Consider the following 14,397-nt stretch of genomic DNA (forward strand, 5'->3'; position numbering starts at 1 on the left):
CTTACAAGTACATAATAAATGCTCTGCACTTTCATCTTTGTGAAAGTATCCACATTATCATTGTGAAATATTAAACAAGTTATTTTTTTAAAATCATACGAATATGTATTTTTATAACAAACTATCTCGCTTTCTCAATAAAAAATACATATATTACGCATATATGTTGAATATTTAACTTCCGTATTTAAACAAAAATCCTGTTTTTAATTTTATTAAAAACAGGATTTTTGCATCTAAATAATTAAATTTAATCTTTCTTCTATAATCTCCCTATCTGATTTCGACTGTGAAATTATAAGGCATGTATCATTTCCACATATACATCCTATTTTTTCTTTCCAATCTAACTCATCAAATAAAACACCAATAACATGTGCATTACCAGGTAATGTTTTAATAACCATTAATTGATCTACACAATCAATTTTTACAACCACTTCTCGTAATTTTTTCTTTAACTTTATATCAGTTTGTACATGCTCTTCTGAGAAAACTTTATATATCATTAATCCTTCTTGAGAAGGTACCTTCGTTAAGTTTAACTCACGAATATCGCGAGAAACCGTAGCTTGTGTTACTAATACATCTTTTTTTGCTAACAATTCTACTAATCTTTCTTGCTTATCTATTTCATACTCCTTTACAAATTGTTTAATTAACCGTTGTCTTTTTTCTTTTTTCATAAAAGACACCCCTTTTAATATTATAGCTCGCTATAATTTTCATCCGAAAGGGACAGAAAACAATGTTGCGGAAACGTTCATAGTTTAACTGTAAATATTAAATCAAGCTAAATAAAAAAGAGAAGAACAGCACTCTGTTCTTCCTTTTACATTGAAAATCGTTCAATTGTTTGTTTCAAATCAGTTGCTTGCTTCTCTAAATCCTTTAATAATTGATCGATTACTATCATATTTTTAGACTGTTGTAGCGTCACACGCGCCACTTCTTGCGAACCAGCTGACGTTTCTTCAGCAATTGCTGCTACAGCTTTTGTTTGTGCTCCTGTTTGATGAATGTGGCTCACTTGTTCATTCATATAACTACTAATTTGCTGAGTTGCATCGGCTACTTCCATAACACTTGATGACATTTCTTTTAAAATTAATTCCGTAGCTTCCCCACGTTTCGCCTCTTCTTTAGCTATTTTCACTTGTTCTGTCATTTTCATTGCAACTTGTTGTACTTCATCTTGCATATTCCGTAATAACTGCGATATGTTTCTTGCAGAATGATCACTTTCATCAGCAAGTTTACGTACTTCTTCCGCAACAACCGCAAAGCCTCTTCCATGCTCTCCTGCGCGAGCTGCCTCAATAGAAGCATTTAGTGCTAATAAATTCGTTTGGCTAGCAATCGCACTCACAACAGACACAATATGTTCTACTTGTTTCATTCGTTCTTCTAACTTCTGTACATTTTGCATTGAATCTTCATTTTCTTTTGCCAATGTTTGAATACCTTGAATTAAAGACGTAAAGACACGAGTACTATGCCCTAAAGCTTCAACCATTTCTGAAGACAATGTATCAGACTGCTTCGCTTTTTCTTCTACTTCACTTGCAATAGAAGTCGTTGTATCAACAGCAGAAACAATTGCTTGAATTGATGCCGCTGATTGCTCAGCGCCTGAAGAAATTTCTGCAAGTGTCTCAGATACACCTTGCGCTTGTCTCGTTGCTTCGCCTGTTTGTTTTCTAATCTGCTGTACTTGATTATTTGTATACGAAAATGTTGTATCAATATTTTTTACCATGCCCCTTAAGTTTCCTAACATCATATTAAATGCAACACTTAAAGATTTAATTTCATCATCTGTCTTCGGTAATGGAACATCTTCACGAATATCACCCTCAGCTGCTTTTCTTGCCGCCTCCTCTAACTTGCGAAGCGGTTTAATTAAAAATACGGCTGCTCCATATGCTAAAATTCCAGACCATACTACCCCTAATAACATAACGATAATATTATATACAGTTTGACTTACATAACTTTGAAAATAATCGTATATCACGTAAATAAAAAAGATACTTGTTGAATATGTAATGAAAGCTAAAACTGTAGTGAATAGCATAAGTTGTGTACGTAATCCAAAAGAAAATGTTTTCCTTTCTTTTTCCATCTTCCCTTTCCCCCTTTTTATAAGCAATATAAATACTACCTATATATTATTATCCATATTTTCATTATAGAAGGATATAGAGATTTTAAAAAATATTATTTCTTTGAATATCAAATTGCACGAAAAAAATAAAGGATTCTGACAATTTATGACTAATAACAGAAATAAGGGGCAACATTTGTAAAATATATTTTTAACTGGGGGTTTTGTATGATTCAAGTTCGAAATCTAGTAAAATCATTCGGTACACTTGATGTGTTAAAAGGAATTGATTTAGAAGTAAAAGAAAAAGAAGTTGTTGTTTTAATTGGTGCCAGTGGTTCTGGTAAAAGTACATTACTTCGCTGTCTTAACTTTTTAGAAATGTACGATGAAGGCGAAATTCACTTACAAGGTGAGCGAATTGATCCAAAGCATTCAAATTTAAATAAAGTCCGTGAAAATGTCGGTATGGTTTTTCAGCACTTTAACCTCTTTCCTCATATGACCTCACTAGAAAACATCATAGAAGCACCTATTCACGTAAAAAAATTAGAGAAAGCAAATGCAAAGGATATTGGAACTCAACTTCTCCAAAAAGTCGGCCTTCAAGATAAAGCAGATGTAACTCCTCATCTTCTTTCAGGTGGTCAAAAACAGCGCATTGCCATTGCACGAGCTCTTGCAATGAGCCCTAAGATTATGCTATTTGATGAGCCTACCTCAGCTTTAGACCCTGAACTTGTTGGAGAAGTATTGCAAGTTATGAAAGAACTTGCTGAAGAAGGGATGACAATGGTTATTGTTACTCATGAAATGAATTTCGCAAGAGATGTAGCTGATCGCGTCATCTTTATGGATGATGGAAAGATTGTAGAAGATGCTCCGCCAGCACAATTCTTTTCAGCTCCATCACATGAACGGGCAAAACAATTTTTACGCAACGTTTTATAATGTAACTTTTGTTTCGAACAAAAAAGAATACATTCATACGGTGCACAACTAATCATCCAAATAAAATATTTCAATAACATACTAAAAAACCATCCGTATGATCAATATATAGGAGGGGTTTTATGAAAAGAAAACTATTAACCATTGTTGCTAGCATTACACTATGTACATCTTTCATACTAGGAGCTTGTAGCAAAGAAAGCTCTACTACTTCAACAAATGGTGAAAAAGAATTTCGCTATGCGATGAGTGGATTATACAAACCTTTTAACTATAAAGAAAATGACGGCAAACTTGTCGGTTTTGATGTAGAAATCGGTGAAGCTCTTGCTAAAAAGATGAACATGAAGGCTACGCCAGTTACAAACCCATGGGAAACGCTGATTCAAGGTCTTCAAGCGAAGAAATATGATGTAATACTGGGTAGTATGGCAATTACAGAGGAGCGCTTAAAAGCTGTTAGTTTCTCAAATCCGTACTATCGCTCCGGCGCCCAAATTTTTGTAGCTAAAAAGAATAACGCTATCTCTTCTCCAGAAGATTTAAAAGGTAAGAAAATTGGTGTTGTAAAAGCTAGTACCTTTAAAAATCTTGTTGCAAAATATACGGATCAAATCACAGAATATGACAGCGATATTACTGCTCTTATGGATTTAGAGCCTGGGCGTGTTGACGCAGTAATTACGGATCAAATGGTTGGTCTACGTATGATAAAAGAAGGAAAATCAAATATAAAAGAAGCCGGAAAACCATTAAATCTTGATGAAATGGGAATTGCTATTCGCAAAGATGATAAAGAAATGGTTGAGAAAGTAAATAAAGCGTTAGATGAAATCATTAAAGATGGTACGTATGAAAAGATCAGTAAAAAATGGTTCGGGCGTAATATTCTCGGTGAAGAGGAAAAAACGAAGTAAGTTAGCCATTCAAAAGATTCATAAACAGTGCCCCACTGATTAAATGTTCATTTTATGTGGGGCATTTCATTCTCTACTAAAATCTATACAATATGAGGTGAAACGCATGTTTGAAATTTTTATCTCTTCCTATCCCACACTCTTAAAGGCTACTATTGTCACATTACAATTAACATTAACTTCCCTAGTACTCGGTTCATTAATTGGATTATTATTCGCTTTCTTTCGAATCTCTAACAATAAAGTTTTAAATAGTATCGCTCATGTCTACATTGCTATTATTCGTGGTACACCTTTAATTGTTCAAATTGCCATTCTATATTTTGGAATTACATCCGTTGTTGTTTTCACCCCTTTTTGGGCAGGTGCAATCGCTTTAGCAATTCATAACGGTGCATATATTACGGAAATTTTCCGTGGATCTATTCAATCCGTTGACCGGGGACAATTAGAAGCAGCTCGCTCTTTAGGCATGCCTTATCCTTTAGCTATGCGACGAATTATATTACCACAAGCATTTCGTCTGTCTCTTCCTCCTCTAGGAAACCAATTTATTATCGGATTAAAAGATTCTTCACTTGTTGCTTATGTAGGAATGTCCGAATTATGGGGTTCAGGTTTATCAATTGCAGCAGGTAACTTCCAACAATTAGATACTTACATAATCGTTGGTGCATACTATCTCGTACTTGTTCTTCTATTTACTTATTTTGTTAATCTTTTAGAAAAACGATTACAACGAAAAGAAACTAACTCCGTCCAAGTCCATAAAAGGAACAAAAAGGAAGTTTCTTTATAAGAAAAAGCAAGCCTGAGATGGCTTGCTTTTTCATTGCAAAAATATATTAATTTTTACTGATTTACTTTTTTAATACTCTTTTCTTCTTCTATATGTTCCTCACGATATGAAATATTATGAGGATCTAGTCCATTTCCTAAAGAACCATAGAAATGCTCTCTATGCGGATCCACTAATTCACTTCCTTGATAATACACACGTGGTGTATTCCATAGCGCTGCCAAAGCTTTTGTCATCGGCATCTCATGATAGCGTTCCGGCCACATTTCTTTAATCTTCTCTTTTACTAACGGATAGTATTTAGAACTCATAGCAGGAAACAGATGATGTTCTGTATGATATGAGAAATTGAAATGTAAAACGTCTACCCAACGCGGCACTGTTACTGACAAACAGTTTGCTAACGGATCATTTACTGGAACAATTGGATTTAAGCGGTGATTTGTTGCGATATATGCCATTACAATAAAGTTAGCAATTAACAACGGAATGACATATGCAAATAACCATTTTCCAGGTCCCATAATAAACAATAAACTAATCCAAACTGTCCAAGGCAAAAGAAGTTGAAGCCATACAGATTTTTGATTGGATGACTTGAACTCTTTTATAAAATGAAAGAACATTCGAGTCGAATGCAATGTAAATTGAATTGTTAGTGACAGAAAACTAAAGAATGAACGTACATGTAAAGGCATACGATATACCCAACTCAAAAACTTACTCTTCTTAAGTTTCTCAAGTGTCGGCCATGCATCTGGATCATTCTCTTCATGCTGTGTATGAACATGATGCGTTGCATTATGCCACTTTCTCCAAAGCTTTGGCCCTGTTGATAATGGCATAAATGCAATCGCGCCTAAGAAGTCACGAAGCCATGCCTTTCTTACAACAGTTCCATGTAAAATTTCATGCCCTAAAAATCCTAGTGAAGCAAAACATAATCCAAGAACAATCGCAATTCCTAGATTCGCCCACACATTCAATTCAAATACACCAATCGATATTAACCCCGCCAATGCCACAAGCAAATAAGCCAGTCCACCAAATAAACGAGTAGGCACTGGTTTAAATGCTTTTTTCGGCAAATGTGGTGATACACGTGCTGCATACCACCCAAACGTATGAAGCTCCTTCATCCTTTTGCTCCTTTCTTATGCCGCGCCTTGCGCAACTTACATATATCAATTCTTGCTTCCAGATTGATTTTACTAGATGATCCAAAAAGCATCTATTATAAGGAAAATATACTCACTCTATCGTCACTTATTTTTCGCTTTTATTATCAATGAAAAACATTTCTCTTTTTACTCTCTATCAACCTTTCCACATGATGAATCATAACAATAGAATTTCTATATTGTCAACACCTTTTATGACCTAGTAATAAAAGGTGGTTATATTTTTATAATCATACTTTATTTCACTAAAGAAAATGTATAGATTCCATAAGGATTTACCCACTATATATAGACATTTTCTTAAACGCCATAGACTCTATCTCATTCAATAACTCCCTATGTAATCAACAAACAGAATCCCTTGAATTTAGTTTTATATAAATCCTACCACTTCATAATGCCCCATCTAATTAATTATATTAAAATAATTTATAACCTCTTTTAATAAAAATAGACTACTTCTAAAACAACACACATGAATTTCATATAATATGGAAATATTAAAAGGAAAATTGTTCTAAAATCAGGAGGTTTCCGCAATGACAAGTGATACATTTCCACAACTGCCGCTATCTTATTGGATTGAATCTACTCAGTTTCCTACTTTCCCTCGTTTATCCGAAAATATAAAGACGAAAGTTGCTATTATCGGTGCTGGTATTACAGGTATTACTACCGCCTATTTACTTGCAAAAGAAGGCATCGATGTTGTTTTAATTGATTCTGGTCGTATTTTAAATGGAACAACTGGGCATACAACAGCGAAAGTAACAGCACAACATGATCTTATTTATGATGAATTAATAAATCATTTCGGTGTAGAAAAGGCCGGGCTTTACTATGAATCAAATAATCAGGCTCTACAATTCATAAATGAAACTGTTCAAACATATAAAATCGACTGTAATTTCTCAAATGAAGATTCATATTTATATACAACTACCGATAACGGATTAAGAAATTTAACGAAAGAATATGAAGCTTATCAAAAATTAAATATACCTTGTGACTATGTTCAATCTCTATCGATTCCTATTCCAGTACAATCTGCACTTGTAATGAAAAATCAAGCACAATTCCATCCCCTTCTTTATTTAAAAACACTTTTAGAAAAGTTTGTGGAGATGGGCGGAAAGCTCTACGAACAAACAACAGCTATGGATGTGGAAAAGGGAGATTATCCACAAATAATTACAAAAGAGGGCCATCATATCACTTGTGAATATGTCGTCTCTTGTTCACATTTTCCTTTTTATGATGCGAATAGCTTTTTCTTTACGCGAATGTACGCAGAACGCTCCTACGCTCTTGCAATAAAAGCAAAAACAGATTATCCAGGTGGCATGTATTTAAGTATTGATGATCCAAAGCGCTCCTTACGCTATATAACAAACAATGGAGAAAAATTAATTTTGATTGGCGGAGAGAGTCATAAAACAGGACAAGGAATAAATACGATGCTTCATTATGAAGCACTCTATTCTTTTGCTGAAGCAACTTTTGGAATAGACGAAGTTCCTTATAGATGGTCAGCACAAGATTTAATCACTCTAGATAAGCTTCCTTATATCGGACATATTAACGAAAGAAATCCAAATATATTTGTTGCAACTGGATATCGCAAATGGGGAATGACAACTGGAACTGCTGCCGCTCACCTACTGAAGGACTCCATCCTAAAAGTTCACAGTCCCTATAAAGAACTGTATGCACCATCACGCTTCCATGCAAATCCAGATATAAAAACGTTCCTCTCCCAAAACATTGATGTTGCGAAACATTTAATTGCAGGAAAGATTGAAACCGCATTACGTAAGCCAGAAGATCTCGAAGTTGGTGAAGGATCTGTCGTACATGTTAACGGTAAACGAGCAGGTGCTTATAAGGACAAAGAAGGAAAATTACATATCGTCGATACAACTTGTACACATCTCGGCTGTGAAGTTGAATGGAATAATGGTGATTGTACTTGGGATTGCCCTTGCCATGGTTCTCGTTTTTCAATTGAGGGAGACGTTCTTGAAGGCCCAGCAGATCAACCGTTAAAACGAGTTGATAATGAGTAAACAAATAAAGAAGTTCAACAAAATTACTGTTGAACTTCTTTATTTGTTATAAACCCTTTTCAGATAAAATTCGACACAAGGAGGAAAATATTAACATTAAATAAAATAATATATTCATCTACAAATTAAAAGGGGTGAATATTATGCAACCTTCAGCTCCACCTCATCTAGAATCTACAGAAACTATCTTTCCAAGCTCTATTACAAAACTTGTTGTTTTTATTTGTTGGCTAGCCATTTTAGCTGATGGATATGATTTAGGTATTTACGGTGCCGTTCTACCAAAGCTCCTAGAAGACAAAAGCTGGGCGCTATCACCAGCGCATGCTGGTACAATTGCAAGCTATGCTTTATTTGGGATGTTTATTGGAGCTATTCTAGTTGGAACGATTACAGATCTAATTGGGCGTAAATGGACGCTTATATGCTGTTTAGCACTTTTTTCTATCACAATGGGTTTAGCGGCTATCGCTCCTTCTCCTGAGTTATTTGGATTATCTCGATTTATAGGAGGAATCGGATTAGGCGGTGTTATCCCTACGGCTTCAGCACTCACTGTTGAATATTCACCCAAAAAAAGGCAATCTTTTATTTATGCTCTTATGTTTACTGGCTATCCTTTAGGTATCGTGTTAGGTGCTATTTTGTCCATGCTTATGTTAGAAGATTTCGGATGGAGAATTATGTTTGGTATCGGAATGATTCCACTACTCCTCATTCCTTTCATTATTCGCTATTTACCCGAGTCCATTCAATTTTTATTATCACGTAATCGCCAAGAAGAAGTGAACCAAATTCTTAATCGTTTTCAAATTGAATTTCATATAAAAAATAAAACTCATCAAGCTCCATCTACTATACGAAAGAAAAATGGATTTTTCACTTTATTCTCAAAAGAATATATAAAAGCAACACTACTTTTTTGGATCACTTATATAATGGGAATGTTTTTAATATATGGTTTAAACACTTGGTTACCACAGATGATGCGCCAGGCGGGATATCCTCTTGGATCTAGTCTGTCTTTTCTACTTATGCTAAATATTACCGCAGCTATCGGCGCATTATTTGCTGGAGCAATTGCTGATCGTATAGGCGCAAAAATTGTTATTAGCATCTCTTATCTTATGGCAGCCATATGTATCGGACTATTAACAATCAAACCATCTGTTACAATCATTTATCTTTTAATTGGCCTTGCTGGTATTGGATCAGTCGGTATTACTCAAATATTAAATGCATATGTAACACAATACTTCCCATCACATATCCGAGCTACCTCCTTAGGCTGGGGACTGGGGCTTGGCCGAGTTGGTGCAATTGCTGGCCCAATTCTCGTCGGTATTATTATGACAATGCAATATGACTTAGCATGGAATTTTTACTTATTCTCCTTTGCAGGTCTTATCGCAGCTATATCTGTTTTCTTCATTCCTACAAAATAAAAAGAGCACAAACTTACTTGTGCTCTTTTTCATATGCTTCAAACAACATATCTCGAAACAATGTATTTAAACTCTCAATATCGATTCCTGATCCCTTTTCAATTCCTTTTACATATTGCTGATAGTAATGAATTTGTTCTTCTAAAAATTGATTTAGCACCTTAATTTTCAATCCAACATCTAATTCAGTACCTGCTTTTTTCTTTATTAACAACTTTTCAATTTCATCTAATACGCTACGTTCTAATGATAATTCTGTAATTAATCGGTCAAACTCTACAGGAGGTAAAGTCGTTTTCTCTTCTAGCCACTTACAAGCTAAAATGGGACGTAATACATAAAAGTACTTTTTCAGCTTTACATTCTCACCTTGCAAAAATTCACGATAATTTTTCGACGCCATATGTAAATAATGATATATCGTTGCTTTTGGATCAAAATTCTTCTCACTCATCTGTTGAAGTAGTTCTGGAAAATTAGAGTTTTTCGAATAAAAAATTGGTGATCGAATCCACTCAAGTAAAGCTGGGTTCGACTTCGCGAATAGTTGCAACGCCTTTTTAATATCCCAACCACTTATATCTAAATCATCACTAATTGGATATTCAATTACATCTCGTTTGTCATGAATTGATAAATACCATTCTACCGGATGTATATAAACAAACCTAACATCATAATCGCTATCTTTCGATGGAAACCCCCAAGCACGACTCCCTGATTCCACCGCAAATAAAATTTTTACATCATTCTCTTTTTCAATTCTTTCTAACTCCAACTCGATTTTCTCTCTCATTTCATAACATCTCCATTTTTTGATTATTTCCTTGGAAATTCGACAATACACTATTAATTTTACTACATACTAAAAAAACTGTCAGAAATTACTGACAGCCTAATGAAACGTCTATTGTTGCTTTTCAATTACAGTAGCAGCAATTCGTTCAAACTCTTTTTGAATCTCCTCTTTATATGCATCTACTATTGAAAAATCCATAGCAGCAATATAAATTCGTTCTAATTTATCACGAATCGATTTTGCTTTCGCTAAGAAAGACATCGCCTCATTCATTTTTGCTTTATATTGAATGGAAACATCACGAATTTCCTTCGCATATTTCTCATCCGTCCCTGGCGTAACAATAAGGGCATACATATCAATAATTTCATCACCCTCGCGACTTGGAAAATATTCATGTGGTGCGGTGCTATCAAAAATTGCAAAACCTAATTCTCTTACGATAACCATATCAAGACTATTCGGGTCAAATCCGCAATGATATACTTCAACTTCAAACCCTTTTTCTTCAGCTGCCTTAGCTAACTTTTTGAGCATCGTTGATTTTCCAGAGCCTGGGCGCCCTTTTATAAAATAACGATGTGGTAACCCTTCTGTTAAATTAGGAACAAAATCAACTGCTCCTTTCGGTGTAGCAGCTCCTAAAAAACGATGTTTGACAAGCGATTGTCTCCCGCTTTTATCTGCAAATAATTTCTGGATTAGCTGATCGGTTAGTTCATTTGCTTTATTAAAATCTATATTATCAATATATATCTTCTCCCACTCATCATGTATAACCAATGCCTCTTTAAAACGTGCGTAAGCAGACTGAAAAGCTTTGCTTGCTTCTGAAACAAATCTTTCAATTTCTAACTTCTGCTTTCTTAGTTTATCTGAGTCCCAAGCAATTCCTAAATTTATATACTCTTCAACAACTCCTGGCATTTTTGGCTCAATAACATGCGGTGATGTCCCATCAACAATTCCTGCTTTTAATTGTGGGATAATTACACCATCAACCGATTTATTGTCAGAAGAACAATGTAAAAATTCAATATCATATCCTTTTCCAACCCATTCACGACCTATTGCCTTTATTAAAGAAGATTTTCCCGTTCCTGGGCCACCCTTTAAGATAAATAATCTGTCTAATCCTTTTAAATTCTCTTCGTATAAATTGTGAAATCCCCTAGCTGTATTACCACCAGCATAATAATTCAATACATTTCCTGTCACTGCACTCACTCCTTCGCAGCATTGTATTTACATAAGCTACAATATGCGAGCAGCTTTATTTGGGTGAATACCTATTTTGTATTGCACGCAAAAAGGAAATGAATTACAATTTAACTATCGGAAAATTCCGATTTTAAAACTGAATACTTCTTTATCAAGAGAGGCAGAGGGACCGGCCCTTTGAAGCCCAGCAACCTCAGTTTATACAAACTGAATAGGTGCTAATTCCTGCAAAATGCATTGCATTTTGGAAGATAAAACTCAACTAGCATGTAAAGCTCATCTTTCTTGATACTAAAGGATGAGCTTTTTATTATTTGAAAAACATATATTGGAGGTATGTAAAATGAAAGTAATTGATTTATCACAAACATTTGAAAATAATATGTCTCAATTTCCTGGAACACCTAAAATACAACTAGAAGCTGTTACAAGTGTTGAAGAATCAGGATATCAAGTTACAGATTTTCATTCTGTCGTTCATGTTGGCACGCATTGTGATGCTCCTGCGCATTTTATTTCAGGCGCAACGACCATCGATCAATTACCGCTGGATCAATTTGTAGGTGAAGCTGTTCTTATTGATGTAACTCATGTACAAGAACGAAAACTACCTAAAGAAGTACTGCACGATGCTGATATAAAAGAAGGAGATATTGTTATTTTCCATTCCAATCTATCTACTAAATGGAACACGGAGGCGTATGAGAAAGAAGCTTTTTATCTTTCTGAAGAATTAGCCGAGGAACTAGTACAATTAAAAGTAAAATCTGTCGGTTTAGATTTTATTTCTCCTGATGAGGTAACGACAGAAACATCACCAATTCATCACATACTACTTGGGAATAATATTTATTTAATCGAAAACTTAACAAACTTAGATGCCATTCACACGAAACGTTTCTTCTTCTCAGCAGCACCTTTAAAAATTAAAGATAGCGACGGTGCTTTTGCAAGAGCATTTGCTGTAATTTTTTAAACAAACTATACAAAAAAGCAAAGATCATCATTGACCTTTGCTTCTATTTTTTTTATTTAAATTAAGAAAGAATTGCTCAACATGAGGACGTAACCAAGCTAAATAATCCTTCTCTTTCTTCTTTGTACAAGCTATTTCTTCCCCATCTACCATTTCAACAAGTTCTAGTTCTAACAGTTGCTTCGTGAATGCTAACATATTCACTTCTTCGGATGGATACTCTTCTTTTAATTTCTCCTCAATTTCCCCCAATAAAAAACCGTCACGCATCATTGCCAATGCATCAATCCAAAGTGGCGGCATTTCATATTTTTCTCCTGTAATTGTGTCTTTTACAGTATAATTCTTTTGCTCTTTTCGAAATTGAATCGTGTGTAAACATACAGTCGAATTTAATGTTAATTCCATCATACCACCTCTTTCATAATATCTGCATAGAAAAAAGGATGCGTGTGCACCCCTTCTTATCTTTTCATAACACTACTGAACCGCTACATGAGCAATCAATCTCATGTCGATATTTTCCTCCATTATAAACGAAGTATTTTATAAAAAAAACCCTTCTTGAAACATTTTATAAAATGTTTATATTTACACAACAAGAACACTTTTCTGAAAAATCTTTTCTCCCAATACATTAAAAGGTAGGCAAAAAAATTTCTACTTTCGTTCCTACTCCTACACTACTTTGGATCGTGATACTCCCTTGATGTTCCTTAATAATTTTATATGTAATCATTAATCCAAGTCCTGTACCAGTCTCCTTTGTTGTGTAAAACGCCTTGCCGATTTTTTCTAACTTCTCATTCTCTATACCAAATCCTTGGTCTTCAACAGAAATACACAAATGTCCTTGCGTTTTTTGATATGCACGGATATGAATTTCTCCACCCTCTGGCATTGATTCTATTCCATTTTTAATGATATTTAATAACACTTGTTTTAATTGCTTATCATCACCGTTTATAGCCGGTAAATTCCCATCTACTTGTAAATGACATTTAACTCTATATTGCGTTGCATAACTTTCCATTAGATGCACAACATATAGAAGGATGTCTCGTATATTACACCTTTCATAATTTGTTGGCTTTGGTTTTCCTAACAACATCAATTCACTAACAAATCCATTGACTCTTTCAATTTCTTGTAGCATAATGTCGTAGCTCATCGTATCAGTTGGGTTTCTTTCTTTTTGCATTTGCGTAAACCCTTTTAACGCTGTTAACGGATTTCGAATTTCATGGGCAATTGTTGTAGACATAGTCCCAATCACAGCTAAATTTTCCGTCTCTTTCATATTGTTCATCATTTCAACCACTGTTCTTACATAAGATTGAAATCGTTTTAATAAAGAATGTGAAATAATGAAATAAAATACACATAAAACAAGTGGAATTATCACTTTTAAATCTTGTAATAGCAATGTGAAAAATACGTACTTTCCAATTACACTAAAGGACACTAAATAAAAGTATTTTTTATTCACGAAAACTGGGGCAAATAAAATTAATAACATTTCTACCATACTGCCATGTTCAAAAGGTCTATCCGTTCGCAAATAAATCATTAAATTATTCACAAGATTGATAAACATGTACCCAAATAAAAATAAATATTTTACAGAATATACATACCCTCTTTTTTGAAGATATATAGAAATAGGAAATAATGCTATTACAAATATAGGCACACCTACCCCAAGACCACCTTCTGGCCACCCTACCGCTGTTCCACTAATATTCATAGCAGGATATAAAAAATAATATATAGCGTCATATAAAAAGAATATAATATAAAATAATAATATAAATACCTTTAAGGCTCTTCTTTCTTCATAAATCAAGCTCTTGTATTTATTCATATAAAAACTCCCCTTGATCGATACAAAAAACTTTCATTGTTATCTCCTTAAAGTATAAGTATGAAATTGCT

Annotated in this window: 12 protein-coding genes, 2 pseudogenes and 1 riboswitch; of the genes and pseudogenes, 6 read left to right on the plus strand and 8 right to left on the minus strand. The window is 34.2% G+C overall.

Features of this window, described 5'->3' with window-relative positions; genetic code table 11:
- Positions 1–236 precede the first annotated feature (236 nt).
- From argR to ACTFRU_RS24600, 3 genes and pseudogenes are all read right to left on the minus strand, one after another.
- Positions 237–686: an arginine repressor gene (argR, locus tag ACTFRU_RS24590; RefSeq protein ID WP_000711827.1), complete on the minus strand. Its 450-nt coding sequence runs from the start codon at positions 684–686 to the stop codon at positions 237–239.
- Positions 687–832: 146 nt separating this feature from the next.
- Positions 833–1,405 (minus strand): annotated as a pseudogene (locus ACTFRU_RS24595) (methyl-accepting chemotaxis protein); the annotation flags it as partial.
- A 369-nt stretch (positions 1,406–1,774) separates the two neighbouring features.
- A pseudogene (locus tag ACTFRU_RS24600) lies at positions 1,775–2,125 on the minus strand (HAMP domain-containing protein); the annotation flags it as partial.
- A 210-nt stretch (positions 2,126–2,335) separates the two neighbouring features.
- Between ACTFRU_RS24600 and ACTFRU_RS24605 the strand changes: the two are divergent.
- The 3 genes from ACTFRU_RS24605 to ACTFRU_RS24615 all read left to right on the plus strand — a co-directional run bounded on the left by ACTFRU_RS24605 (position 2,336) and on the right by ACTFRU_RS24615 (position 4,774).
- The gene (locus tag ACTFRU_RS24605; RefSeq protein WP_006926159.1) at positions 2,336–3,058 is read left to right on the plus strand and encodes an amino acid ABC transporter ATP-binding protein; all 723 of its coding nucleotides are present in this window, start codon (positions 2,336–2,338) and stop codon (positions 3,056–3,058) included.
- A 122-nt stretch (positions 3,059–3,180) separates the two neighbouring features.
- Positions 3,181–3,975, plus strand: a complete 795-nt coding sequence (locus ACTFRU_RS24610) for an ABC transporter substrate-binding protein (RefSeq protein WP_000823768.1) — start codon at positions 3,181–3,183, stop codon at positions 3,973–3,975.
- A gap of 43 nt (positions 3,976–4,018) precedes the next feature.
- Complete coding sequence (locus ACTFRU_RS24615; RefSeq protein WP_116269189.1) at positions 4,019–4,774, plus strand: amino acid ABC transporter permease; 756 nt, start codon at positions 4,019–4,021, stop codon at positions 4,772–4,774.
- 53 nt (positions 4,775–4,827) lie between these two features.
- On the opposite strand, the gene ACTFRU_RS24620 is transcribed toward ACTFRU_RS24615, so the two are convergent.
- The gene (locus ACTFRU_RS24620) at positions 4,828–5,913 is read right to left on the minus strand and encodes a fatty acid desaturase family protein (protein ID WP_000661226.1); all 1,086 of its coding nucleotides are present in this window, start codon (positions 5,911–5,913) and stop codon (positions 4,828–4,830) included.
- A 581-nt stretch (positions 5,914–6,494) separates the two neighbouring features.
- Between ACTFRU_RS24620 and ACTFRU_RS24625 the strand changes: the two genes are divergently transcribed.
- Both ACTFRU_RS24625 and ACTFRU_RS24630 read left to right on the plus strand, forming a co-directional pair.
- Positions 6,495–8,021 (plus strand): FAD-dependent oxidoreductase, encoded by a 1,527-nt coding sequence (locus ACTFRU_RS24625; protein WP_000199978.1) that lies wholly within the window; start codon positions 6,495–6,497, stop codon positions 8,019–8,021.
- Between the two features lie 143 nt (positions 8,022–8,164).
- Positions 8,165–9,466 (plus strand): MFS transporter, encoded by a 1,302-nt coding sequence (locus ACTFRU_RS24630; RefSeq protein WP_025710042.1) that lies wholly within the window; start codon positions 8,165–8,167, stop codon positions 9,464–9,466.
- Between the two features lie 13 nt (positions 9,467–9,479).
- Here ACTFRU_RS24630 and ACTFRU_RS24635 read toward each other — a convergent pair whose 3' ends face one another.
- Both ACTFRU_RS24635 and ACTFRU_RS24640 read right to left on the minus strand, forming a co-directional pair.
- Positions 9,480–10,262: a nucleotidyltransferase domain-containing protein gene (locus ACTFRU_RS24635; RefSeq protein ID WP_001208237.1), complete on the minus strand. Its 783-nt coding sequence runs from the start codon at positions 10,260–10,262 to the stop codon at positions 9,480–9,482.
- Between the two features lie 111 nt (positions 10,263–10,373).
- Positions 10,374–11,483 carry a PRK06851 family protein gene (locus ACTFRU_RS24640; protein WP_046392321.1) on the minus strand — a complete coding sequence of 370 codons (1,110 nt, stop codon included), beginning with the start codon at positions 11,481–11,483 and terminating at the stop codon, positions 10,374–10,376.
- A gap of 148 nt (positions 11,484–11,631) precedes the next feature.
- Positions 11,632–11,744, plus strand: a riboswitch (SAM riboswitch).
- A gap of 85 nt (positions 11,745–11,829) precedes the next feature.
- Here ACTFRU_RS24640 and ACTFRU_RS24645 point away from each other — a divergent pair.
- Positions 11,830–12,462, plus strand: a complete 633-nt coding sequence (locus ACTFRU_RS24645) for a cyclase family protein (protein WP_000862983.1) — start codon at positions 11,830–11,832, stop codon at positions 12,460–12,462.
- Positions 12,463–12,489: 27 nt separating this feature from the next.
- On the opposite strand, the gene ACTFRU_RS24650 is transcribed toward ACTFRU_RS24645, so the two are convergent.
- Together ACTFRU_RS24650 and ACTFRU_RS24655 are read right to left on the minus strand one after the other, a co-directional pair.
- Entirely contained in the window at positions 12,490–12,870 is a 381-nt protein-coding gene (locus tag ACTFRU_RS24650) for a hypothetical protein (RefSeq protein ID WP_000424119.1), read from the minus strand.
- Between the two features lie 229 nt (positions 12,871–13,099).
- A complete protein-coding gene (locus ACTFRU_RS24655) occupies positions 13,100–14,326 on the minus strand; it encodes an ATP-binding protein (protein ID WP_046392320.1) in 1,227 nt (408 codons plus the stop codon).
- Between the last annotated feature and the right edge of the window lie 71 nt (positions 14,327–14,397).

Source organism: Bacillus cereus group sp. MYBK220-1, from assembly GCF_051916445.1.
In the GTDB taxonomy this organism is placed as follows: domain Bacteria; phylum Bacillota; class Bacilli; order Bacillales; family Bacillaceae_G; genus Bacillus_A; species Bacillus_A cereus.

Coding starts and splice junctions, on each gene's coding strand:
- ACTFRU_RS24605 (WP_006926159.1), top strand. CDS start 2,336: ATGATTCAAGTTCGAAATCTAGTAAAATCATTCGGTACACTTGATGTG.
- ACTFRU_RS24615 (WP_116269189.1), top strand. CDS start 4,019: ATGTTCATTTTATGTGGGGCATTTCATTCTCTACTAAAATCTATACAA.
- argR (WP_000711827.1), bottom strand. CDS start 686: ATGAAAAAAGAAAAAAGACAACGGTTAATTAAACAATTTGTAAAGGAG.
- ACTFRU_RS24655 (WP_046392320.1), bottom strand. CDS start 14,326: ATGAATAAATACAAGAGCTTGATTTATGAAGAAAGAAGAGCCTTAAAG.
- ACTFRU_RS24625 (WP_000199978.1), top strand. CDS start 6,495: ATGACAAGTGATACATTTCCACAACTGCCGCTATCTTATTGGATTGAA.
- ACTFRU_RS24645 (WP_000862983.1), top strand. CDS start 11,830: ATGAAAGTAATTGATTTATCACAAACATTTGAAAATAATATGTCTCAA.
- ACTFRU_RS24610 (WP_000823768.1), top strand. CDS start 3,181: ATGAAAAGAAAACTATTAACCATTGTTGCTAGCATTACACTATGTACA.
- ACTFRU_RS24635 (WP_001208237.1), bottom strand. CDS start 10,262: ATGAGAGAGAAAATCGAGTTGGAGTTAGAAAGAATTGAAAAAGAGAAT.
- ACTFRU_RS24650 (WP_000424119.1), bottom strand. CDS start 12,870: ATGGAATTAACATTAAATTCGACTGTATGTTTACACACGATTCAATTT.
- ACTFRU_RS24630 (WP_025710042.1), top strand. CDS start 8,165: ATGCAACCTTCAGCTCCACCTCATCTAGAATCTACAGAAACTATCTTT.
- ACTFRU_RS24620 (WP_000661226.1), bottom strand. CDS start 5,913: ATGAAGGAGCTTCATACGTTTGGGTGGTATGCAGCACGTGTATCACCA.